This is a genomic window from Rhodococcus sp. NJ-530 (assembly GCF_003860625.1).
Lineage (GTDB): Bacteria > Actinomycetota > Actinomycetes > Mycobacteriales > Mycobacteriaceae > Rhodococcus_F > Rhodococcus_F qingshengii.
Genome location: NZ_CP034152.1, coordinates 1056752 through 1079571, shown reverse-complemented (window position 1 = coordinate 1079571; position 22820 = coordinate 1056752). Strand labels below are relative to the sequence as shown.

The window sequence follows — 22820 nt, the reverse complement described above, 5'->3', positions numbered from 1 at the left end:
ATCCAATAGTCTGGTGAGCCTAACCTACGAGACTGGAGCCTCATCATGTCTTCCCTCCCCTGCCACAGCGACGGTGTCCTGGGGAAAGGATCTATGCAGTGCCTTTCGGAATTTGTCGCCAATCCGCAAACCAGTCGACGCCCTCACGCCTGTACACGGCAGTCGTCGACCGCCGGCGAACCGATGGTCGGTCGCGCCGGAATGACACATCTGTGGGTATTGATCGAGCACCCCGGCCCCTGGCCGGCGTCCGCCCCTGACGACATTCTCCCCGTCGCGCTCACCGAAAAAATCTACGCAGCGCAGGGCCGTATCCGTGTCGTGGTGATCCGGCGGACCCGCAACCGCCGAGTCCTCACCCCGACGTGCGTACTCGCCTGGACGGACGGCACACGCCAATGGATGCGGGAAGGGGCGGTCGACCGATACGAGGACCTGTCGGTACTGCCGTTCGAATCGATGTCCACCGGAGCGGAACCCGACTTCGGCCGCTCCCGCACGGAACCGCTCTTCGCAGTCTGCACACATGGAAAGAAAGATGCGTGCTGCGCGGAACTCGGCCGCCCGGTCGTGTCTGCGCTGAACGCGGCACAGATCGCAGATGTGTGGGAGTGCAGCCACATCGGCGGAGATCGTTTCGCGGCCAACATGATTGCGTGGCCTGCCGCAGTCTATTTCAGCCGACTGGACGGCAACTCCGCAATCGGTGCTGCCGAGAAATACCTAGCCGGAGAATTGGAGCTGCTGCACCTGCGCGGCCGGGCGGCACTGTCACAGGCCGCTCAGGCAGCCGAACATGCTGTCCGACGCGCCACCGACATCGTCGCCACGGACGCACTCGAGAGCATCAGCGAGAGTGTCGACGGAGAACACACAACTGTCGATCTTCGGTTGGAGGGGAGAGACTTTCGCGTCGTCGTTCGCTCCGGTCCTCCAGGGCTGCCGTTCCGACATGATTGTGGTGCCGGAGGGACCGTCGAATGGAGCGGATGGACCGTCGAGCACGTTCACGAGCACCCCCACTGACCACTCGATTTCGACAAGAGTGCCCGGCAGGCCATCGAACCGAGATTTGCGCGGACTGACAACACTTCGAATCAGGTCGCGATGAAGGATCGACGCCCCTGGTGTTTACAGCTTGCATTCTTCCCATGACCACCGCACTGACGCCGAATGCCGTACCCCGGTCTGCTGATCCGATCAAAAGTGAGGTCGACTACGAAACACTGGCAGAGAAATTCCGTCCGATCTTCGCGGACATCGCACAAGGCGTCGTCGAACGCGAACGCGATCACGTGCTTCCCTTCCAACAGATCGACGCACTCAAGAATGCAGGCTTCGGCGCCGTTCGGGTGCCGACAACACACGGTGGATCGGGTGCGAGCATCCCGCAATTGATCCGCTTACTAGTCGAGCTGTCGAGCGCCGATTCCAATATCACCCAGGCCCTGCGCGGACATTTCGCGTTTGTCGAAGACCGACTGGTCGCCGACCCCGGCCCGGAGCGTGACATCTGGCTCCGACGCTTCGCGGAGGGACAGTTGGTCGGCAACGCATGGACCGAAATCGGCGACGTTGCATTGGGCGAAGCCAACACCAAGGTCTCGCCCGCACCCGATGCCGACCATTTCCTGGCGAACGGGGCAAAGTTCTACAGCACGGGTTCCATCTTCGCCGACTGGATCGACCTGTACTCGCAGCGCACCGACACCGGCGCATTCGTGATCGCGGCAGTCGAAGCGAGACAACCCGGTGTCACACACAGTGACGACTGGAACGGGTTCGGCCAGCAGACGACTGGCTCCGGCTCGTCCGTCTACGAGAACGCAATAGTCCAGCCGGAGAACATCTTCGACTTCTCGACGCGATTCAAATACCAGACCGCGTTCTACCAACTGTTCCATCTCGCCACTCTCGCCGGCATCGCCAAGGCTGCGACAACCGAGATCTCTCGTCGAGTCGCCGCTCGCACTCGAACCTTCAGTCACGGCAACGCTCCGAGATACGCGCAGGATTCGCAGATCCAGCAAGTTGTCGGCGAGGTGTCCTCTGCTGCCTTTGCAGCCGAGGCCGTGGCACTGCACGCAGCACAGTCGTCCCAATGGGCATACGAAGCTGCATTCTCCGGCTCGCCGGAGGAAGAGAAGGCCGCCAACATCGCAGCCGAAATCGATTCGGGGCGAGGGCAGGTCGCCTCGATCGGACTCGTCGTTCCGGCCACGGCCAAGATCTTCGACGCACTCGGTGCTTCCGGAGTGAGCCGCGACCTCGATCTCGATCGGTTCTGGCGCAACGCCCGCACCGTGGCCAGTCATAATCCGGTCGTCTTCAAATCCAAAGTTGTCGGCGACTACGAAATCAACGGAACCGAACCGATTTACGTGTGGGCCATCGGGACCGCACCGACCGAAAAGGATGAACAGGCATGACCGTGACCAGTGAAACCGAAGTCTTCGTCGGCGTTCCCGACACATCCGAGGGCTGGATCGACCGGGCTCGCGAGGTGAGCAACATCCTTGCCGCCGACGCACTCGCCCGCGACCGAGCCGGCGAACCGCCGTTCCGAGAAGTTCAGCTACTCAAGGACAGTGGTCTTGTGACACTCCTGGGCCCGGTCGAGTTCGGCGGCGGCGGGCAGCGATGGGAGAGCGCCTACAAGGTGGTTCGGGAGATCGCCCGCGCCGACGGCTCCATCGGACAACTGCTCGGATACCACTACCTGTGGGCATGGGCAGCCAGATTGGTCGGAACCGATCCGCAGATCTCCGCTGTCGAGGAGCTGTACACGAGCAACCGATTCTTCTTCGGCGGCGCGGTCAACCCTCGAGACACCGACCTCACCGTCGCGGACCGCGGAGACACCCTGGTGTTCAACGGTGTCAAGTCGTTTTCCACCGGCGGCCGAGTCACCGACCTCACGGTGCTCGAAGGAATCATCGACGGAACTGCGACGCATGTGTTCGCAATCGTGCCGACTGCTCAGGACGGCATAGTCTTCCGCGGTGATTGGGACAATCTCGGACAGCGCCTCACCGATTCCGGCAGTGTCGAGATCAACGACGTCGAGGTCGACTGGGCAAGTGCGGCAGGCTTTGTCGACAAGGAATTCCAACCTCTGGTCTACAACACCCTGAACTTCCCCGCGATCGAGATCGTGTTCGCGAACTTCTACCTCGGGATCGCCCGTGGCGCACTGGACACTGCGGCCGAGTACACCCGAACCCGTACGCGTCCATGGCCGTACGGCGGTGACAACCGCGAAATCGCAACCGACGAGTGGTACCTCCGTGAGGGCTACGGCGACTTGCAATCGAAGCTGTGGGCGGCGGAGGCCTTCGTGGATCAGGTCAGCCGTGAGGCCGACGCAGTGCTCCACGACGCTCGCGAAAACCTCACCGAGCAGGCTCGCGGCGACCTCGCCGTACGCATCGCGGCCGCAAAACTTCGCGCCGCCGACGTCTCCTTGGAGATCAGCAACAAGATCTTCGAACTGACCGGTGCCAGAGCCACGTCCAACGATGTCGGCCTGGATATCTACTGGCGCAACATCCGGACGCATACCCTTCACGATCCGCTCGCGTACAAGCGCCGTGAAGTCGGTAGTCGTTTTCTGACCGGCGAGATTCCCGAACCCACCTGGTACACATAGCACCCACGAACAGAAAGAGACCGTCGCACGGTTGGTGCGGCGGTCCCTTTCATCGTTACGACCAGGATCACTGATCGTAGATCGGGTTCCGCGCCTGCTGTGCGGTCAAACGTTCAGCAGCGCGGAAGTATCTAGTGATGGCTCACAAATGACTGCTTGGTGCCGGTCGGAGCCGTTTCGAGTTTGTGCTGCTCTTCTTCGTCCTCGTCGTCGAGCATCGTGGCTTCGTTGAACGGAATCTTCCCGTCGAGCACCTCGATGACGCGTTCCTTGTCGATCGTCTTGGTCCACGCGCCGACCAGGAGAGTCGCGACCGCATTGCCCGAGAAGTTGGTGATCGCTCGCGCTTCCGACATGAAGCGGTCGATTCCGACGATGAGTCCGACGCCGTCGAGAAGTTCGGGGCGATGGCTCTGCAGTCCGCCGGCCAGCGTGGCCAGACCGGCGCCGCTGACTCCCGCAGCGCCCTTGGAGGCGATGATCATGAACACCAGCAGCGAGAGCTGTTCACCGAAGGCGAGCGGCTGTCCCATGGCGTCGGCGATGAAGATCGAGGCCATCGTCAGGTAGATCGCGGTGCCGTCGAGGTTGAACGAGTAGCCGGTGGGAACGACGATGCCCACCGTGGTGCGCTCGACGCCTACGTGCTCCATCTTGGCGATCAGACGCGGCAGTGCCGATTCGGAGGACGACGTGGCGAAGATGAGCAGGTACTCACGGGCCAAGTACTTGACCAGCTTGAAGATGTTGAATCCGGTGACCGCGCGCAGCAGCGTTCCGAGAACACCGAAAACGAAGATCAGGCAGGTCAGGTAGAAGCCGATCATCAGGGTTCCGAGCTGGACGACGGCGTTCAAACCGGTCTGGCCGACGACGCTGGCGATGGCGCCGAAAGCACCGATCGGGGCGAGCCAGAGAATCATCGTCAGGATCTTGAACACGAGCTTCTGGATGTATCCGACGGCCTTGAGGATCGGTTCACCCGACTTGCCGAGCGACTGGATCGCGAAGCCGACCAGAAGGGCGACGAACAGAGTCTGCAGCACGCTGCCGGCTGTGAGGGAGGACAGCATCGACGTCGGAATGATGGACGCGATGAAGTCCCAGGTACCGCCCGCGCTGTGGGCCTGATCTGCAAGCTTGGCCACGGAGGCCGCATTGGGCGTGATGTTCAGGCCACTGCCCGGGTTGAGCAGGTTGCCGACGCCCAGGCCGATCGCGAGTGCGATGGTGGACATCCCGATGAAGTAGGCGAGTGCGAGGCCGCCGACCTTGCCGACCTTGGCCGCCGCTCGAACCGAGCCGATGCCGAGCACGATGGTGCAGAAGATGACCGGGCTGATCATCATCTTGATCAGGCTGACGAACAACGTGCCGAGTACACCGACGGACTTACCGAACTCGGGTGCGAGCCAACCGACGAGGATGCCGCCGATGACCGCGACGATGACGCTCATGTAGAGCCAATGCGTCTTGTCGCGCTTTGCCTTGGTGCCCTCGGGCTGTGGGGAACCGTCTACTGTCCCTGTTGCCGTGCTGCTCATGGGGTGTCCTTTGGATCGGATATCTGTGAAGTGATCGGGATCACTTCGAGTCGTGGAGAATTCTTGTTGCAAACAGGTGGGCCCGGAAGTTTGTGTTCATTACGTTCAGGAGGCGCTCGATGGTCGAACGAAAGACCGGCCGACGTATGAGCGTCGCCAGGCAGATCCTGCTCCTGCAATTGGCGTTGTTGGCGCTGGTCATCGGTGTGGGAGCCGCGCTCGCAGTTGTCGACGAACGCCGAGACAGCGACGACGCGATCCGCAGGCAGGTGAGCTCGATAGCGCAGACTCTTGCCCTGTCGGATTCGACGGCGGCAGCCCTGACGAGTCCGGACCCGACCGCGATTCTGCAACCACAGACCGAGAAGATCCGACAGGCCACCGGCGTCGATTTCATCGTGGTGATGGCGCCTGATCGCACTCGGTTCACCCACACGAGCCCGGAGCTGATCGGTCAACTCTTCACCGGGAACATCGACCGCGCACTTGCCGGCGCGACCTTCACGGAGACGTACGCCGGGTCGCTGGGGCCGTCGATCCGCGCAGTCACTCCTGTCTACGATTCCGGCGGAACCCTGGTCGGTCTGGTTTCTGCCGGTGTCACCCGCGAGCAGATCAGCAAGCAGTTCGCCCAAAGTGTTCCGGTCATCCTGTTCGTTGCCGGCGGGGGTCTTCTTGCCGCCCTCCTGAGTTCACTTCTGGTGAGTCGGCGTATCAGGCGACAGACCTTGGGGATGGCGCCGGATGAACTGCGCACCATGTACGAACACCACGACGCCGTCCTGCACAGCATCGGTGAGGGTCTGGTGGTGATCGGGCGAGGCCGAAGCAGAGATGCGCGAGTGGATATCGTCAACGACGAAGCGCGTCGCCTCCTCGATCTACCGGACGGGCCCGTGCCACTTTCGTCCATCCCCGAGACCATGCGAGTCGACGACGCCTCTCCCGCGAAGGATCAAGTGCACCTCACCGACAAGCGTGTGCTGGTGGTCAACCAACACCCGGTTGAGTGGGAGGGCAACAGAATTGGCACCGTGCTGACAATTCGCGATCACACCGAATTGCAGAACGTACTCGGGGAATTGGATTCGGTACGCAGTTTTGCCGAGTCGCTTCGATCGCAAGCCCACGAGAGTGCAAATCGTCTGCACACGATCATCACGATGGTCGAGTTGGGCCGGAACGACGACGCAGTGGCCTTCGCCACCAATGAATTGCGAGTGTCCCAACAGTTGATAGATCGTCTGATGAATGCGGTCCACGAGCCGGCGCTCGCCGCACTGCTGCTCGGGAAAATGAGTGAAGCGACCGAACGCGGGGTCGACCTGACCATCACCGAAGACACCGCGCTCGGTCCGGTTCCTTCGCTCAATGCACGCGAGTTGGTCACGCTGGTCGGCAATCTCGTGGACAATGCTATTGACGCATCGCGCGCGAGCGAGTCTCCGTGGGTGGAAGTGACGGTAATGGAAGAGGATTCGATGATGGTTGTTGCCGTCGCCGACAGCGGCCCGGGAATGACACCCGAAGCACTCGAAAAGGCCAAGGGCCGTGGCTACTCCACAAAATCCGGCTCTCGTGGACTCGGTCTCGCACTCGTCTCTCAAGTGGTGAAACGGCACGGCGGCACGCTCACCAGCGAACCGGCGATGGGCTCCATGCTGGTGGTCCGCATCCCGCTGCGCGAGGCGGAAGCGCCGCGATGATCCGTGTACTGATAGTCGACGACGAACCGTTGATCGCGCAGGCGCACCGTTCCTACGTCGAGCGAGTGCCGGAGTTCGTGGTCCACGGCGTGGTTCATTCCGGGAACGCCGCCGTGCGTGCAGTTACGGCGGCCAACGCCACCGACCAGCCCATCGACCTGGTCCTGCTCGACATCGGGTTGCCCGACGCCAGCGGTCTCGACGTGGCTTCCGCCCTGGGCGGTTTGCGGCCCAGTCCGGACATCATCGCGGTTACCTCGGCGCGCGATCTGGAGGTGGTCCGAAGCGCCGTGGCTCGCGGGATCGTCCTCTATCTTCTCAAGCCGTTCACTTTCGCAGCATTCCGCGACAAGCTCGAGCGCTACCTCGAATATCGTGCAGCGCTTCCCGCTGGAGAGTCTGCGGTCAGTCAACACGACATCGACCGCGCGATGTCCGCACTACGAACGTCCGACGATCGAGCAGCGGCACCGAAAGGCTTTGCGTCTCAAACACTCGGACTCGTCGCAGCGTCTGTCCGGGATTCTGAGGGACCCGTGACCGCTGCAGAGGTGGCAGCATCGGTCGGCGTGTCCCGGGTGACAGCCTGGCGCTACCTGGAAAAGCTGGCAGACGACGGCATGCTCACCCGGGAGACCGAGTACGGGCGCGCTGGGCGCCCTCAGGTTCGTTACCGCAGAACCTGATTGACACAGAACCTGACAGTCACCGAACCTGATTGACACAGAAGCTAGTTTGCGCCAACCGTGTCGAGAACCCAGGCGAACTCGAACGCGACCTCTTTCCACTTCTCGTACCGACCGCTGACACCGCCGTGTCCGGCGCTCATCTCGGTCTTGAGAAGTAGCGGAGCATCACCGGCCTTGGTGGCGCGCAGTTTTGCGACCCACTTGGCCGGCTCCACGTACAGAACACGGGTGTCGTTGATGCTCGTGATCGCAAGAATGGCGGGATAGTCCTTGGCTTCCACGTTCTCGTACGGGCTGTACGAGCGCATGTAGTCGTAGACGTCCTTGTTGTGCAGCGGATCTCCCCATTCGTCCCACTCGATTACCGTCAACGGCAGTGACGGATCGAGAATCGACGTCAACGGGTCGACAAACGGAACGTTGGCGAGAATGCCGGCAAACAGTTCCGGAGCGAGGTTGGCGACAGCGCCCATCAGCAGTCCACCCGCACTACCGCCGTCGGCAACCATCCGGTCGGCCGACGTTACACCGGTGTCGATCAAATGCTTTGCGCAAGAGACAAAATCGGTGAAGGTGTTCTTCTTGGTGAGCGTCTTGCCGTTTTCGTACCAGTGACGACCCATCTCGCCGCCGCCGCGCACGTGTGCGACGACGAAGACGACACCGCGATCGAGCAACGACAAGCGGGCAACCGAGAACGACGGGTCGATGCTCGCCTCGTAGGAACCGTAGCCGTACAACAGCAGCGGCGCGGGACCTTCCGGCGCACCTACGCGCCTCACGATCGAGAGCGGAATGCGGGTTCCGTCGTCGGCTACTGCCCAGTCGCGACGCTGCTCGTAGTTACTCGCATCGAAGTCTCCGAGAACGGGCTGCGACTTACGCAGTGCCAGTTCACCACTGGCGACGTAGTAGTCGTACACCTGCCCGGGAGTGATGAATGAGGTGAATCCGAGCCGGATGGTGGGCTGCGCCCATTCCGGGTTGGACCCCATGCCGATGCTGAAGAGTTCTTCGTCGAAGTCGATTTCGTGACGTTCGCCGTAGCCGTCATCCGTCAACGGCCACACGGCAACCCGAGTGAGCGCCTCGCGGCGGTAGCTCAGGACGAGGTGTCCGGCAAAGGCTTCGGCTTCTTCCAGACGAACGTCTGCGCTGTGCTCGATCAGCGTCGTCATGTTCGTCGGATCCGACACGGGAGCTTCCACCAACACGAAGTTCTCTGCCTTGATGCCGTCGACGACGTCGTTGTGGAGGATCAGGAAGCGGTCCTCTCCCCCGATCACGGCGTGCTCGGCCCCGTACTCGACGCCCTCGCGACGCGGGATGATGACGCGGAAGTCGCCTTCCGGGTTCGCCGATTCCAGCATCCAGCCTTCGCTGGTCACCTTGGAACCGACCCAGATCATCAGGTACTTCTCGCTGCGGGTGGACCCCACCGAAACCCAGTACCGTTCGTCGGGCTCGTGGAACACCGAAACATCTTGACTCTGCGGCGTTCCCAGCTTGTGACGCCACACCGTGTCCGGACGCCAGGAGTCGTCGACCGTCATGTAGAAGACGTGACTGTGGTCGATCGCCCAGGTGGCGCCAGGCGCGGTATCGGGAATCTCGTCGGCGAGCATCTCACCGGTCTCGAGGTTCTTGAACCGCAAGGTGTACCGCTCGTCGCCGACGATGTCCACCGAGTACGCGAGCAACGTGCCGTCCTCGCTGATGGAGAACGCGCCGAGCGAAAAGAACTCGTGCCCTTCGGCTTCGACGTTGCCGTCCATGAGGATCTGCTCGTCGGCCAGCTCGACGCCGGGCGTCAGGTCGGGCGGAGTCCAGTCGTCTTCACAGGCGATGGGGCACCGGCACTGGACGGTGTACGACTTGCCTTCCACGCTGCGCGAGTAGTACCACCACTTACCCATGCGAGTGGGCACCGACATGTCGGTTTCCTGCGTCCGCGACTTGATCTCCTGGAAGATCTTCTCGCGCAAGGGCTCGAGCGCGGCCGTCTGCTCGTCGGTGTACGCGTTTTCGGCTTCGAGGTATGCGACTACCTCGGCGTTGTCCTTGTCCCGCAGCCACTCGTAGTCATCGACGAACGTGTGTCCGTGATGGGTACGTTCGGCGGGGACCTTCTTTGCGACCGGCGGGATCAGGCTCATGCGCTGGGACCGACCCAATCGTCGAAGGACAGACCGGAAATGCGCTCGTACGCCTCGATGTAGCGTGCACGGGTCGCGTCGACGATCTCCTGCGGCAACGGCGGCGGTGTCGTGTCCGAGCTACGGTCCCAGCCGGATTCGGGGCTCGTGAGCCAGTCGCGCACGAACTGCTTGTCGAAACTGGGCTGCACCTTGCCCGCTTCGTAGCCTTCGAGAGGCCAGTAGCGCGACGAGTCGGGGGTGAGCACCTCGTCGGCGAGCACGAGGTTTCCAGCGGAGTCGAGACCGAATTCGAGCTTGGTGTCGGCAAGGATGATTCCGCGATCGGCTGCGAAGTTGGAGGCGCGGGCATAGACGTCGAGAGTGTCCTCGCGAAGCTGCACTGCCAGCTTCTGGCCGACCTTCTCCACTACCTGATCGAAGCTGATGTTCTCGTCGTGATCCCCGAGAGCCGCCTTGGACGCGGGGGTGAAGATCGGGTCGGGCAGACGCGACGCCTCGACGAGGCCCTCGGGCAACGCGACGCCGCACACTGCGCCGGTGTTGTTGTAGTCGACCAGGCCGGAGCCGGTGAGGAAGCCACGAACGACGCATTCGACGGGAACCATGTCGAGGGAGCGCACCACGAGAGCGCGGCCGAGAACCTCTTCCGGGATGCGATCGTCGTCGGGCTCGCCGGCCAGGTGGTTGGTGCCACCGAGGACGTTGAAGAAGAACACGCTCATCGCGGTGAGCACGCGACCCTTGTCCGGGATCGGCGTGCTGAGCACGTGGTCGTAGGCCGAGATCCGATCACTCGCGACAAGCAGCAGATGCTCGTCGTCGATCGTGTAAAGGTCACGGACCTTGCCACCGGCCAGATGAGTGTAGGAATCAAGTGTAGGACGCACCCGGTCACCCTATCGGGCGTTCGCAGTTCGTACAGAACCCCGGTAGCCGGGACAGGTAAGCGTCCTCGCCGATCGGAGAGCTGTCCGCCCTGCTCATCCGGATATGCAGGTGGCCCCTCGCCAGCAGGCGAGAGGCCACCGTCACAGTCGATGAACTACTGGTTTGCGGGCAGCTTCGACAGGCCCTCGTCGATCGAATCCAGCGTCAGAAGAGCCGTCTGATAGGTCGCGGCCAGCGAATGCTGGACCTGGACGACGTTGCCGGCCTTCACTGCGGGCAATTCCTTCCACAGCTCGGAATTGACCAGCTCCTGCAACTGCGGAGACATCGAGCCGTCGGCGTTGAGGCCGTAGACGATCACGTCGACATTTCCGAGATTTTCGCCGATCTTCTCGATGGATACCTGTTCGACGTGGATGTCGGCGGGGTCTGCGGGGGTGCCGGGGAACTGCAGTCCGAGTCCGTCGAAGAGATTGGTCGTGTACGAGGACGCGTACTCGCGTGAGAAGGTGCCGGCCTCCGGCTTGCAGACGTTGCACACGCCGCCGAAGGTCAACGAGCCGAGCTTGTCCTTGTACTTCGCGGCCAGTTCGGCGGTTTTGGCGTCGTAGTCGTCCTTGAACTCGCCGTAGTTGTCGGAGACATTCGCGGCATCGGCGAACTGCTCGCCCAGCACTCGCCAATCAGCAGGAACCGTCGGTCCCAGGAAGACGACGGGAGCGGCCGCCTCGAGCTGCGCCATGTCCAGCTGGCTTTCGACTCGAGCGGGAACGCCCATGATGATCAGATCGGGCTCGGCAGCGACGATTCCCTCGTAGTTGAGCTGGGAGACGTTGCCGTCGGGTGCGACCTTCGGCAGAGCTTCGTAAGCGGCCTTGGTCTTGTCGTCCATGTTGCCGAGTTCACGGGTCCACTCACATACTGCTGCCAGGTTCGCTCCCGCCTGAATCAGCGGCAGAACTGCGTATCCGCAGGCCACGATCCGTTGCGGGTCGCTCGGGATCTCGATGGATCCGTTCTGTGCCTCGAAGACACGGGTCTGCGAGCTCGCGGCTGTCGTCGACGATTCGGACGACGCCTCCTCGGAGTTGCTACAGCCGGCGACGCCGACCGCCAGCGCAGCTGCTGCGCCGATCACCACTGCGCGGCGAAACCGCGACAGACCTTGAACCCGCATGTTGAACTCCATCTGAACGCACCGGACTGCTCCGGAATTGATTTGGTGAGGCTAACCAATATCAGGGCACTGGACCTTTACACAAACACAGCTCCCGAGGAATGAACTGCGCCTCCCGAGCCGCCCACGCTCACAGCAGCACGCCTCCCACTGAGAGGGAGCAAAGCAAGATTCCTCTCGAATCGGACACGCGAACTCGCTACCTTGCCTTCGCGATACCTCATCGACTCGCCACTCTCTCCGCTCGACGAAGGGCTCACACATGTCCCGATCCACCCGTACCTGCTCACTACGGTCTGCCGCGGCCATTGCGTTGACCAGTAGCTTTCTCATCACCGGTTTCGGCGCCTCGATCGCGCAGGCCGAACCTGGCCCCTCGGCTCCGCTGTTCGGCTCGCTGGATTTCGGATCCAGCAACCTCGGCAGTTCCGAGCAGACCCCAGATGCGCCGCGGCTGACCGGGATCGACAATTTCCGCGACGTCGCAGGCACCGGCGCCGGATACTCGGGGACTTTCGGCCTGCCCGTGAACAAGGGAGTCTTCTACCGCGCGAACGCGATCACGCCCAAGGGCGATGACATGAGCAATCTCGAAAAGCTGGGACTGACAAAGGTTTACGATCTGCGCACTGAACCCGAGATCGCCAGTAAGCCCGATGTCTTGCCCGACGGGGTTGCGTACGAGAACATTCCGATCCTGTCCGGGAACATCGCCGAGATGATCGCGAAGATCAAGTCCCCCGAGGACTCACGATCGATGATGCAGGACATGAACCGCGCCTTCGTCACCGGAGCGACGGAGCGAGCCGGGTTCGCGCAGTTGCTCACGGGTCTCGCGGAAACCGAAGGTGCACAGGTCTTCCACTGCACCGCAGGCAAAGACCGCACCGGCTGGACGTCGTTTCTGCTGCTGAGTATCGCCGGTGTCGACCGCGCGGTGATCATGAACGACTATTTGCTGACCAACGAGTACACAGCCGAAGGCATGAAGGCCACGCGCGCGGGCATCGCGGCGAGCCTGGGCGAACAGATGGCCGTCAACATGGAGCCTCTGTTGGGTGTCGAGGCAAGCTATCTCGATGCCGGTCTCGCCCAGTTGGACCAGACCTACGGGTCGGTCGATCGATACCTGACCGAGGGCCTGGGTCTGAGCCCGGCGACTGTCATGACGCTCAAAGCCAAACTGCTGGGCTGAGTGGCACGGATGCCCCGGGTTCGACGAGGGATCGGACCCGGGGCACGTGTACTTCTCTGCCCGTGCCGCGGCGGATGCGCCGCAGCGTCCCGTGCGTCAGCGCGATACGGCGATCACGTTGTTTCGGTACGCCCAGATGACGATCTGCACACGGGTACGCACCTGCAGCTTCTTGCAGATGTTGCTGATGTGCGACTTCACCGTGCTCTGTTCGAGGCTGAGGGAATCTGCGATGTCGTTGTTTCCCAAGCCTTGTGACAGCAACTGCACCACATCCATTTCACGCGCACTGAGACCGTGATCCGATCCGGAGCGCGCCGTGGACATCGGTGCCGGCTTACGCCTCGCGAACTCCACGATCAGTCTCGACGTCAATCTCGGCGAGAGCACCGAACCACCTTCGGCCACGGTCAACACTGCCGACGAGAGCTCTTCGGGATCGGCGTCTTTGAGCAAGAACCCTGCGGCACCGCTGTCGAGCGCCTCGAAAACGTACTCGTCGAGATCGAACGTGGTGATCACGATGACGCGGGTCCCGGGAAACTCGGCAAGGACCTCCCGGGTCGCAGTCAACCCGTCGCCGTGCGGCATTCGGATATCCATCAGCACGACGTCCGGACGCAGTGCACGCACCTGCTCGTACGCCTCGACTCCCGTCTTGGCATGCCCGACGACGCGAATCTCGGGGTGACCGGAGAGAAACAGCTCGAACCCCTGCCGTACCACCTGCTGGTCGTCTGCAATAAGGACATCGATCATGCGTTGATCCTCCCGTTCACCGGCACCAGTGCCTGCACAGCCCACTCACCTTCCGAATTCGGTCCGGCGTCCAGTTGACCACCCATGAGCGTCGCGCGTTCGCGCATTCCCACAATTCCGAGGTTTTGCCCGTCGGAGGCCGGGCGAGCATTCCCGAGAGTATTGACCACCCGTACCCTCACCGCACCGGCTTCTCGACTCAGACACACCTTGGACTCGCTACCCGGCGCATGGCGAAGGACGTTCGACAACGCCTCCTGCACGATGCGGTAACACGTCAACTGGACTCCGCTGTCCAGGTCGTCGAAGCGGCCGACCTTCTCCAACGAGATCGACGAGATGGTGCGCTTGCAGTCGTCCACCAACTCGTCGATGTCGGAGACCATGGGCGTCGGGAAATCGGGGTCTTCCTCACCCAGGCGAAGTATCCCCACGATCTGCCGCAAGCTGTTGAGGGCCCGCTGTCCCTGCTCGATGACGCCACCCAGAAGGGCTTGCGCTTGTTCAGGATTGCTCGAGAAGAACTTGTCGGCGGCACGAGCCTGGATGATCATGCCGGTCATGTGGTGGGCAGCGACGTCGTGCAGTTCACGTGCCATGTCCTGCCGTTCGGCGACAACGGCATTCGCGATCTTGCGTTCGCGGTCCCGGTGCAGATCCGCTACTGCCTGACTGTTCTCCACTGCTTGTTTTCGCAGGCGCGCGACGATCTTTCCCATGGCTGCGACGACCAGGAAACTCGTGACGGTGTTTGCAGCCGGTTCGAGGAACAAGTGAGGCAACTCCCCCACCTGAACCTCGGCGACCGTCAGCCCGTCCCGTTCGGTGAGATACATCGCCAAGATCACGTCCATCGCCATTCCGAGGACCAGCAGTCCGACCAGGCGCATGCCTGTCACTCGGATGGACACTGCCATGATCGCGAACCAGAAAAGCGGCGTGGCCCCCAGCGATCGACTGCCGAGGAAGAGCATCAATCCGCCGGATCCTGCCAACGTCAGGAGGTAGTACGCGATCGGGTACCGCCGGCGCGCACACGCCACAACGGTCAACACCGTCAGGAAACCCATGATGCCGACGACGGTTCCCGGATCGCTCAGCACTCGATTGCTCGTCTCGGGTTCAGTCTTGAGACTGGCGAGACCGAACACCCACGGCACACTCAGCAGGCCGACGATCACGGCCGCCGTGGCCGGGTTGTTCAGGTTGAAACGTCCCCACCCTCGCGATGCCAGGGCTTGCCCCGGGGCATTCTGACCAGCCGAGTCGAACATCCACTCCCCATTCCGCATCCGATGATTGACGTTCATGGTGGCATGCGCGCACCACTTGGTCCCACATTCGGCGAACGTGAAGGGAATGTTCGATTCCCGGCTCCTACCAAAGCACTAGTTGAAGGTGAAAGGCCTAGTACTTATGGCTCAGCTGAACTGCTCGACCAACCGGTTCACCATGTTGGTTGCGCTGTAGTAGTCGAGACGGAAGGTGTCCAGACCCACGGCATAGACGTGGTGATCACGAATTGCCGGATGCTGGGCCAACAGTGGAAGTGCCTCGACCGCCTTCACCGCACCGTCGTCGGCACTGACCAAGATCAGGGTGTTGCCCGCGATACCGTCGTAGAGGTTCTCCGCCGAGACCTGAATGATGTCCTTGCGCTTACCCATGGATTCACTGCTCTTCGCGGACTCGGGAATGTCGGCGACCGTGAAACCCATCGCCGTGAGCAACTTCGCCTGCCCCGACTCGTGCGTCCAGATATTGGCGCCGCTGCCGTCCTCGTAGTAGACCAGCGCAGTGGTCGGCTGCGGGGGAAGTGTGATCTTGGCCTTCGCGGCCTCTACTGCGCTGTCGAACTTCGCGACCGTGGCCGCCGCGTTGTCTTCGAGACCTGTCGCCTTACCCAGCACAGCGGCGACTTCCTGCCAACTACTTCCGCCGTAGTCCACCACGATTGTCGGCGCGATGGCCGTGAACTGTTCGTACAGATCGACGACGGAGTCACCTCCAGTTGCCGAGACGACGATCAGGTCCGGGTTCTGCGCCAGAACGGATTCCGCGTTCGCACCGCCCATCGGCAACACTGCAAGTCCGCGTTCTTCTGCTATGTCGCCCCACTGTGTGAACAACCCCTGCGCATCCGAGACGTCGGTGTTCGGTCCCGTCGATGCGGTAGCCACCACCGGAGCGTCGATCGACAACAGCGTGCCCGTCAGCGTCACACTGGTCGAGACGATCCTCTCCGGCTTCGACGTGATCTCCACCGGCCCCTTCGGCGTTTCCACGGTACGCGGCCAATTACCCTGCGATGCAGCTGAGTCAGCATCGGAATCGGCATCCGCAGAACTACAACCGGCGAGGGCGAACCCTGCTACCAAGACTGCGGAGAGCACCTTCAGGGTGCGTGATTTTTTCATTGTGACGCCCACTGGCGGACCACCCCTCGAATTCAAAAGCCCATCAAATTAGGTTAGGCTGTGCTCATGCTAACTCAGGCGGTGACCGAATTGTCCGCTACCCTCGCGGCCTCGCCCGACATCGAGACGTCCTGGAATCGGATAGTGCAACAAGGAACGCCGATCATCGAAAGCGTTGATACACAGACTGTTCGAGTTACGTTCCTCTGGCGTCAGCCCGAGGAGACCGAGGTCGAGCGCGTTTACCTGGATGCAAATTCGCTGACCGACCATCACGCAGAACAACTCAGCGTGATGCAGCGACTCGGCGACAGTCCGGTGTGGTTCTACACCGCCGAAGTCTCGAACACCTGGCGTAGCAGTTACAGCATCATCCCGGTACCGAAGTCCGTAGTCGACGAGTTCGACTATCCGGGAGCAGGCAAGGAAGACTCGACCCGCCGCACCCGCTGGTTGGGGTTGCTCGAGCACCGAATTGCCGACCCACTCAATCCGCTTTCCGCAGGTGTGGACACAAGACGTTCCGTCGCCGAGATGCCCTTGGCGCCGGTCCAGTTCGGTTGGGATGCTCCAGTTTTCAGGAAGTCGGTACAGCTCACCTGGGCTAGTTCGACTTTGGACGTCGAGCGGCCGGTGTGGATCTACGAGACCGTGGACGACGGATTGACACCGCTCGAAGAACGGCCGCTCGTGATACTTCTCGACGGGCGTCACTGGGCCGAGGTCATGCCGGCAGGCGCCGCCTTCGATCGTGCGGTCCAGACCGGCAAACTGAAATCCTGCGTTCTGCTGGCCATCGATTCCGTTGACAATCAACGCCGTTCGCAGGAATTGCCGTGCAACCGCGACTATTGGAGTGCAGTCGTCGACGAACTGCTTCCGCAGGTGCGCGCCGTCACACCTTTCTCGTCTGATCGAACGCGAACGGTGGTCTCGGGGCAGAGCTTCGGCGGCCTGGCTTCGATGTTCGCAGCACTCGAATTCCCCGAACACTTCGCGCTGGTCGCCAGCGGGTCCGGTTCGTTCTGGTGGCCAACCGGCTTGAAGCGCGGGGAAGACGGCCCGCCGGGTGGAGACATAGCCGCACGCATCGAGCGCGACGGCGTGCCGGACGGTTTACGCGTTGTCCTCGAAGTAGGTAAGCACGAGTCCGACATGGTCGGGCACAGCGCAGCGGTCGCACAGGCACTGAAGGCCGCAGGAGCGCAAGTATCGTGTCGGATCTTCGACGGCGGCCACGACTGGTTGTGCTGGCGCAGTGTCCTTCTGGACTCCGTTGTCGAACTGATCGGCAGTCCGTGAGACAGACCACGCTCTAGGCCGGCTCGATGTCACCAAGCTTCCAAGTCCGATCGAAATATGGTTCGAGCGGTCCGTAGAAGCGGAAGTACGAGAACCAGTGCTGACCCACAATGGTCTGAACCCAATTGGGTTCCTTCCCTACCGGAGCTGTAGGTCCGTAGTAGAGATCCACCGAACCGTCCTCGTTGACAACAAGATCGGGATCTCGCGAGCCACGGTCGCCTCGGCCCTGCTCGTTGTCGATAAGGCAGCGTGTGTCGACCGAGTAGACCGTCGCGGACCAGAACAACTTTGCCGGGACATCGGCGGGTACGTGGAGTGTGTAACTCTTTGCTCCGTCCAACCAGTGGCCCTCGGCGTCGGCGTAGCTACCCAGATATGCCTGCCCGAGTCCGGGCGTCGTACTCTTCATCGCCTCGGAGAAGGTGACCGCCTCGTAGAACCACGACGCGCGTTCGTAGAACTCGTCGTAGTTGTCCCCTCGCTGAGCTGAGTTGTCCAGGACAATCGCCAAGTCCCACTGGCGATCCGGCCAGTAGCGCGAACCGGGGAAGCGTTTGACGAACGCATTCGCCTGGGCGAACACCTCCCCCACTTCGACGGCCCGTTGCAAGATCTTTCTCACTCGATCATCCGGGGCGAAGGGCTTGCCCTTCTCAATCCCCAGCTGCCGAAGCCACGCCATCGGGAAGCGGTCGCGCTCTTCGACAGGTTCGTCCTGCACGATGTCGTGCAGGAGTTCCCAGTATCGAAGGTCTCGCGGCTGAATTCCGCTCCAGGGCTTGCCGTCCGGTGAGACCAGACGCGTCGGAGTCGGATTCTCACGATCGGAGTACGGGTACACCCGGACGGCGTCGACCAACGCGTCCGAGCGCGCCGGGTCGGGATCGAGCGTGCGGAAGCCGAACATGATGTGCATCATCGGGGAGTGGACAACGGTGTAATCACCTGTGTCCTCGGCACTCTGGCCTGGGCCGACTACCAGGGTCTTGCCACCCTTGCCTGCATCGGGGCCCATCTCACCGAGCACCGCGAATTCTCGTTGCCAGAAATCTGCGATGCCCCCGGCGGTCGGCCCTGGCGGCAATTCGATCACCAACGGCCCCGTTGCACCGAGATCGAAAAAGTTCAAGATGTACGGAGTCGTCGCGTTGGCGGTGAGCAGGCCTAGTCGGTCACGATATGAGCGGTAGACGACGATATCGGAGGCAGTTGCTCCGAAGATGTTGGTATGCACGTCCATCCACTGGGCCCAGGACACGATGGGTATGGCCCACAAGTACGCCTGCACTGCTGTCTGGAAGTCGAGCTCGTCGAAGACCGTTGCGATGGTTTCGCGAGCGGGAAGCTCTCCGTCCCTCGGGACAAGTCCGGAGGAATACGTCAGTTCGATGTCGGCCATACCCAGATAGTGCTGGGAGAAACCTCGGCGCGAATCACCCACACCGGGTGAACCTCTAGTTCAGTGCGCCTCGAATGACGGCAGCCGTGCTGTCGAGGATTGTCCGATTGGGCGTGCGAGGTAGGGCGCGCAGGCCGAAGCCGTCGCCGCGATTTCGCGGAATGACATGCAGATGAACATGGAAGACTTCCTGCCCCGCAACAGCTCCGTCGGAGAGGTGCAGATTCACTCCGTCGACGGGAAGAGATCCGGTACGCATCGCCGCGGCGATCTTCTGCGCGACGGCGAAGATCCTGGCACCGTCGTCGGGATCGAGCGTGGACAATCCACTGGCGTGGCGCTTCGGCACGACCAGGAGATGGCCGGATGTGAACGGCCGAATATCCATGAAGGCAAGGACATTCGCGTCGTCGTAGACGACGCTGGCCTCGGCCTCACCGGCGATGATGGAACAGAAGATGCAGTCCATGGTCTCCGGCCCCTGTGCGCCTTTTCGGTAGTGGTGACCACCGAAAAGGCGCACGGGGCGTAGCCCTTACAGAATCGGCGACGGCGCGTACGCCGCAGCTTCGGGGTTGGCGTCGACAAGTTTCTGCACCTCGGCGACAACGGCATCGACCTGAGCCGAAGCGGCACCGACAAAAGCAGCCTTGTCGGCCAGGGCCTCGTCGAGTGCAACGCGGTCGAGCGGCAAACGGTCGTCGGCGGCAAGGCGATCGAGCAGGTCGGGCTCCTTGCCCTCTTCACGCATCGCCAGCGCAACTGCGACGGCATTCTCCTTGATCGCCTCGTGTGCGGTCTCGCGTCCGACGCCGGCGCGGACGGCGGCCATGAGCACGCGCGTCGTGGCGAGGAACGGCAGATACCTGGTCAGTTCCTTCTCGATGACGGCCGGGTACGCGCCCATCTCGATCAGCACGGTCAGGAAGGTCTCGAACATGCCGTCGATCGCGAAGAACGCGTCCGGAAGCGCGACGCGGCGCACGACGGAGCAGAAGACGTCGCCCTCGTTCCACTGCGCACCCGCAAGCTCGGCTGCCATGGAGCCGTATCCGCGCAGGATCACCTGAAGTCCGTTGACTCGCTCGCACGAGCGGGTGTTCATCTTGTGCGGCATCGCCGAGCTGCCGACCTGGCCGGGCTGGAAGCCTTCGGTGACCAACTCGTGGCCGGCCATCAGGCGGATCGTGTGTGCAAACGACGACGGTCCCGCGCCGACCTGAACGAGCGCGGAGATGACGTCGTGGTCGAGGGAACGCGGGTACACCTGGCCGACGCTGGTCAACACGTGAGCGAATCCGAGGTGCTCCGCAACCTTCGCTTCGAGCTGCTCGAGTTTGGCCGCATCGCCGTCGAGGAGGTCGAGCATGTCCTGAGCGGTCCCCATCGGGCCCTTGATCCCACGAAGCGGGTACCGGTCGATCAGCTGGCGCAGACGCGTCAGTGCAACCAGCAGCTCGTCGGCGGCCGAAGCGAAACGCTTGCCCAAGGTCGTGGCCTGAGCTGCGACGTTGTGCGAGCGGCCGGCCATAACGATGGACGAGTACTCGGCAGCGCGCTCACCCAAGCGGGCGGCAACGGCGATGCCGTGGTTGTAGACGTGTTCGAGAGAACGCACGATCTGCAGCTGCTCGACGTTCTCGGTGAGGTCGCGGCTGGTCATGCCCTTGTGGACCTGCTCGTGCCCGGCAAGTGCGTTGAATTCCTCGATGCGTGCCTTCACGTCGTGGCGGGTGACCCGCTCGCGGTCCGCGATGGACTCGAGGTCGACGTTGTCGATGACACGCTCGTAGTCGTCGATGGCGTCGGCCGGAATGTCGATGCCCAGCTCTGCCTGCGCACGCAACACCGCCACCCACAATTGACGCTCGAGCACGATCTTGTACTCGGGAGACCACAGAGCAACAAGCTCCGGGCTGGCGTATCGGTTGGCAAGGACATTCGGGATGCGGCTCACGAGGCCTCAGTCTAACGGGGGCCAAGCAGTGCCGTTACCCCCGATAGAGACCGAGCTAGACCGGCGGCGCCATCACGTCGATCGATTCCAAGAGCATTCCCCTGGCCAACCCCCGTGGGTCCGGGTCGTACTCCCCCAGAGCCGTGATCATCGCACCGTCGACCATCGCGACGAGACGGCGCAATTGCCCCTCGGGAGCCGACCGGCCCGAGCGTCGAAGCGCATCGGTCAACAGGTCGTCGAGCTGGGCTCGTAGGCGCAACTGCACGTCACGAAGTGCGGGATGACGGGCACATGCCACAAATCGTTCGTAGCGCGAGATCAAACGCTCGCGGCTCTCCGGCCGCTTCTCTTCGTCTCCGAGCAGCAGCTCGACCAACAGTTCGACGGTTGATTCCGCGCCCCGCCGACGTTGGGTCACCGCAGCCACTCTGGCGCGCATCGCTTCCATGTCGGCGTTGCCGTTGAGCTCGACGGCACACGCGATCAGATCGTCGAGTGAGTCGAAGTAATAGGTCGTCGAAGCCAGTGGAAGGTCAGCTCTGGTTGCCACCGCTCGGTGACGAACGGCGTCGAACCCGCCCTCCAGCAAAAGTTCAGCAGCGGACGCCACCAGAGCCTGGCGACGTCGTTCGCCCTTGGGCGTAGCTGCAGAAGACACCACGACATCGTGCCAGCAGAGGGCACCTCCGCATGGCGAAACAGCTCGAAGACCCTGCTGTTTGTTACCCGAGCCACTTCTCGAGGCGGGCCAGTGCCTCCTGGATGTCGGCTGTCGCACCCGCGAACGAGAGTCTGACCATCCGGTTTCCGTGGACGGTGTCGAAATCGATTCCAGGTGCCAGCGCGACCCCGGTATCTGTCAGCAACCGGGCACACCACGCGGTGGCGCCCTCGTCGCCACACAGATGGCCGATGTCCGCGTAGACGTAGAACGCACCGTCGGCGGGAGCCAACTCGGTGATGCCCAGTTTCGGCAACCCGGTCAACAACAGTTCACGATTGACGGCGTACCGCTGAACGTGCCCGTCCAACTCGACCTTCGCCTCGTCCGAGAATGCCTCGACGGCGGCGTACTGAGAGATCGCGGGCGGACACACGGTCATGTTCGACGCGAGTCTCTGCAGCGGGCGCCGAAGATAGGTCGGCACCAACATCCACCCGAGTCGCCAACCCGTCATCGAGAAGTACTTGGACACCGAGCCGATCACGACGGATTCGCGTGAGGTCTCCCAGGCGCTCGACGTGTGCTGATCGCCGTATCCGATGCCGTGGTAGATCTCGTCCGAGATCAGAAGAGTTCCGTGCTGCTCGCACCACGTCGCCAATGCAGCGAGCTTCTCGGGCGAGATCACCGTGCCCGTGGGATTTGCCGGGCTCGCGACGATCAGACCGGCAGGCGGCGACGGCAAAGCCTCGAGCATTTCCACTGTCGGCTGGTATCGAGTTGCCGGCCCGCAGTCGAGTTCGACGACGTTGCAGCCGAGAGCGGCAAGGGTATTGCGGTACGCGGGATATCCGGGTCGAGCAACCACCACGGTGTCGCCCTCGTCGAACGCGGCCAGGAAGAGCAAGGTGAACGCCCCGGACGAACCGGTCGTCACCACCACGTCTTCGGCGTCGACGGCGATTCCCGATCGCTCGCTGTGGTAGCGCGCAATAGCCTCGCGTAGCTGCAGGATCCCGAAAGTCTCGGTATACCCGAGTAGTTCGGTGCCCAGAATCTCTCGCGTCGCACGTAGCACCGGTGCCGGCGCGGGCGTCGACGGTTGACCTGCCGCCAAGGTCAGGACGTCACCATGTGTCCGCTGACGTTCGGTCGCGGCCTTCCATACATCCATGACATGGAACGTCTGGATATCTGATCGACGAGATTCTGAGCGCACACTCCGACGGTAGTCGAACCGTGGTGCGGCAAGAAACGACGGCCACCCATTGTGACGATCCGACAGATTCAGGCGCTCAGCATGAGTCGA

Annotated in this window: 19 protein-coding genes; 7 read left to right on the top strand and 12 right to left on the bottom strand. The window is 62.3% G+C overall.

Annotation, left to right across the window (positions count from 1 at the left end):
• The first annotated feature begins 45 nt into the window (after positions 1–45).
• The 3 genes from EHW12_RS04935 to EHW12_RS04925 all read left to right on the top strand — a co-directional run bounded on the left by EHW12_RS04935 (position 46) and on the right by EHW12_RS04925 (position 3649).
• Positions 46–1026, top strand: coding sequence for a sucrase ferredoxin (locus tag EHW12_RS04935; RefSeq protein ID WP_241199102.1), 981 nt, complete (start codon positions 46–48; stop codon positions 1024–1026).
• A gap of 125 nt (positions 1027–1151) precedes the next feature.
• The gene (locus EHW12_RS04930) at positions 1152–2429 is read left to right on the top strand and encodes an acyl-CoA dehydrogenase family protein (protein WP_003945638.1); all 1278 of its coding nucleotides are present in this window, start codon (positions 1152–1154) and stop codon (positions 2427–2429) included.
• Positions 2426–3649 (top strand): acyl-CoA dehydrogenase family protein, encoded by a 1224-nt coding sequence (locus tag EHW12_RS04925; RefSeq protein ID WP_003945555.1) that lies wholly within the window; start codon positions 2426–2428, stop codon positions 3647–3649. The genes EHW12_RS04930 and EHW12_RS04925 overlap by 4 nt, the downstream gene beginning before the upstream one ends.
• Positions 3650–3780: 131 nt before the next feature.
• Here EHW12_RS04925 and EHW12_RS04920 read toward each other — a convergent pair whose 3' ends face one another.
• A complete protein-coding gene (locus EHW12_RS04920) occupies positions 3781–5193 on the bottom strand; it encodes a C4-dicarboxylate transporter DctA (protein ID WP_003945501.1) in 1413 nt (470 codons plus the stop codon).
• 119 nt (positions 5194–5312) lie between these two features.
• Between EHW12_RS04920 and EHW12_RS04915 the strand changes: the two genes are divergently transcribed.
• Entirely contained in the window at positions 5313–6899 is a 1587-nt protein-coding gene (locus tag EHW12_RS04915) for a sensor histidine kinase (RefSeq protein ID WP_003945507.1), read from the top strand.
• Positions 6896–7585: a response regulator gene (locus EHW12_RS04910; protein ID WP_003945570.1), complete on the top strand. Its 690-nt coding sequence runs from the start codon at positions 6896–6898 to the stop codon at positions 7583–7585. The genes EHW12_RS04915 and EHW12_RS04910 overlap by 4 nt, the downstream gene beginning before the upstream one ends.
• A gap of 44 nt (positions 7586–7629) precedes the next feature.
• Here EHW12_RS04910 and EHW12_RS04905 read toward each other — a convergent pair whose 3' ends face one another.
• The 3 genes from EHW12_RS04905 to EHW12_RS04895 all read right to left on the bottom strand — a co-directional run bounded on the left by EHW12_RS04905 (position 7630) and on the right by EHW12_RS04895 (position 11824).
• On the bottom strand, positions 7630–9744 hold the full coding sequence (locus EHW12_RS04905; RefSeq protein ID WP_125050345.1) for a S9 family peptidase: 2115 nt from the start codon (positions 9742–9744) through the stop codon (positions 7630–7632).
• Positions 9741–10634 carry a phosphoribosylaminoimidazolesuccinocarboxamide synthase gene (locus EHW12_RS04900; protein WP_003945463.1) on the bottom strand — a complete coding sequence of 298 codons (894 nt, stop codon included), beginning with the start codon at positions 10632–10634 and terminating at the stop codon, positions 9741–9743. The genes EHW12_RS04905 and EHW12_RS04900 overlap by 4 nt, the downstream gene beginning before the upstream one ends.
• Before the next feature lie 155 nt (positions 10635–10789).
• Positions 10790–11824, bottom strand: coding sequence for an ABC transporter substrate-binding protein (locus EHW12_RS04895; protein ID WP_082845674.1), 1035 nt, complete (start codon positions 11822–11824; stop codon positions 10790–10792).
• A 250-nt stretch (positions 11825–12074) separates the two neighbouring features.
• Between EHW12_RS04895 and EHW12_RS04890 the strand changes: the two genes are divergently transcribed.
• Complete coding sequence (locus tag EHW12_RS04890; protein ID WP_070162114.1) at positions 12075–13007, top strand: tyrosine-protein phosphatase; 933 nt, start codon at positions 12075–12077, stop codon at positions 13005–13007.
• A gap of 96 nt (positions 13008–13103) precedes the next feature.
• Here EHW12_RS04890 and EHW12_RS04885 read toward each other — a convergent pair whose 3' ends face one another.
• The 3 genes from EHW12_RS04885 to fepB form a co-directional block, all read right to left on the bottom strand.
• Entirely contained in the window at positions 13104–13766 is a 663-nt protein-coding gene (locus tag EHW12_RS04885; RefSeq protein ID WP_003945911.1) for a response regulator transcription factor, read from the bottom strand.
• A complete protein-coding gene (locus tag EHW12_RS04880; protein ID WP_003945842.1) occupies positions 13763–15076 on the bottom strand; it encodes a histidine kinase in 1314 nt (437 codons plus the stop codon). Before EHW12_RS04880 ends, EHW12_RS04885 begins: the two co-directional genes overlap by 4 nt.
• Before the next feature lie 111 nt (positions 15077–15187).
• Complete coding sequence (gene fepB, locus EHW12_RS04875) at positions 15188–16183, bottom strand: Fe2+-enterobactin ABC transporter substrate-binding protein (protein ID WP_039973419.1); 996 nt, start codon at positions 16181–16183, stop codon at positions 15188–15190.
• A 66-nt stretch (positions 16184–16249) separates the two neighbouring features.
• On the opposite strand from fepB, the gene fes reads away from it, so the two are divergent.
• Positions 16250–17485, top strand: coding sequence for an enterochelin esterase (gene fes / locus EHW12_RS04870; protein ID WP_125050344.1), 1236 nt, complete (start codon positions 16250–16252; stop codon positions 17483–17485).
• A 13-nt stretch (positions 17486–17498) separates the two neighbouring features.
• Here the strand turns inward: fes and EHW12_RS04865 are convergent, their stop codons facing one another.
• The 5 genes from EHW12_RS04865 to EHW12_RS04845 all read right to left on the bottom strand — a co-directional run bounded on the left by EHW12_RS04865 (position 17499) and on the right by EHW12_RS04845 (position 22730).
• The gene (locus tag EHW12_RS04865; protein WP_241199101.1) at positions 17499–18929 is read right to left on the bottom strand and encodes a DUF1254 domain-containing protein; all 1431 of its coding nucleotides are present in this window, start codon (positions 18927–18929) and stop codon (positions 17499–17501) included.
• 13 nt (positions 18930–18942) lie between these two features.
• On the bottom strand, positions 18943–19356 hold the full coding sequence (locus tag EHW12_RS04860; RefSeq protein ID WP_042920316.1) for an HIT family protein: 414 nt from the start codon (positions 19354–19356) through the stop codon (positions 18943–18945).
• A 66-nt stretch (positions 19357–19422) separates the two neighbouring features.
• Complete coding sequence (gene purB, locus EHW12_RS04855; protein ID WP_003945775.1) at positions 19423–20844, bottom strand: adenylosuccinate lyase; 1422 nt, start codon at positions 20842–20844, stop codon at positions 19423–19425.
• Between the two features lie 55 nt (positions 20845–20899).
• Positions 20900–21505 carry a TetR family transcriptional regulator gene (locus EHW12_RS04850; protein ID WP_003945736.1) on the bottom strand — a complete coding sequence of 202 codons (606 nt, stop codon included), beginning with the start codon at positions 21503–21505 and terminating at the stop codon, positions 20900–20902.
• A 64-nt stretch (positions 21506–21569) separates the two neighbouring features.
• Entirely contained in the window at positions 21570–22730 is a 1161-nt protein-coding gene (locus EHW12_RS04845) for a pyridoxal phosphate-dependent aminotransferase (RefSeq protein WP_125050343.1), read from the bottom strand.
• Positions 22731–22820: the final 90 nt, after the last annotated feature.

Bases quoted from the DNA above. Each gene is read 5' to 3' on its own strand.
- EHW12_RS04905 (WP_125050345.1), bottom strand. From the start codon at position 9,744: ATGAGCCTGATCCCGCCGGTCGCAAAGAAGGTCCCCGCCGAACGTACC.
- EHW12_RS04930 (WP_003945638.1), top strand. From the start codon at position 1,152: ATGACCACCGCACTGACGCCGAATGCCGTACCCCGGTCTGCTGATCCG.
- EHW12_RS04885 (WP_003945911.1), bottom strand. From the start codon at position 13,766: ATGATCGATGTCCTTATTGCAGACGACCAGCAGGTGGTACGGCAGGGG.
- EHW12_RS04925 (WP_003945555.1), top strand. From the start codon at position 2,426: ATGACCGTGACCAGTGAAACCGAAGTCTTCGTCGGCGTTCCCGACACA.
- fes (WP_125050344.1), top strand. From the start codon at position 16,250: ATGCTAACTCAGGCGGTGACCGAATTGTCCGCTACCCTCGCGGCCTCG.
- EHW12_RS04895 (WP_082845674.1), bottom strand. From the start codon at position 11,824: ATGGAGTTCAACATGCGGGTTCAAGGTCTGTCGCGGTTTCGCCGCGCA.
- EHW12_RS04880 (WP_003945842.1), bottom strand. From the start codon at position 15,076: ATGAACGTCAATCATCGGATGCGGAATGGGGAGTGGATGTTCGACTCG.
- fepB (WP_039973419.1), bottom strand. From the start codon at position 16,183: ATGAAAAAATCACGCACCCTGAAGGTGCTCTCCGCAGTCTTGGTAGCA.
- EHW12_RS04890 (WP_070162114.1), top strand. From the start codon at position 12,075: ATGTCCCGATCCACCCGTACCTGCTCACTACGGTCTGCCGCGGCCATT.
- EHW12_RS04935 (WP_241199102.1), top strand. From the start codon at position 46: ATGTCTTCCCTCCCCTGCCACAGCGACGGTGTCCTGGGGAAAGGATCT.
- EHW12_RS04910 (WP_003945570.1), top strand. From the start codon at position 6,896: ATGATCCGTGTACTGATAGTCGACGACGAACCGTTGATCGCGCAGGCG.
- EHW12_RS04915 (WP_003945507.1), top strand. From the start codon at position 5,313: ATGGTCGAACGAAAGACCGGCCGACGTATGAGCGTCGCCAGGCAGATC.
- EHW12_RS04860 (WP_042920316.1), bottom strand. From the start codon at position 19,356: ATGGACTGCATCTTCTGTTCCATCATCGCCGGTGAGGCCGAGGCCAGC.
- EHW12_RS04920 (WP_003945501.1), bottom strand. From the start codon at position 5,193: ATGAGCAGCACGGCAACAGGGACAGTAGACGGTTCCCCACAGCCCGAG.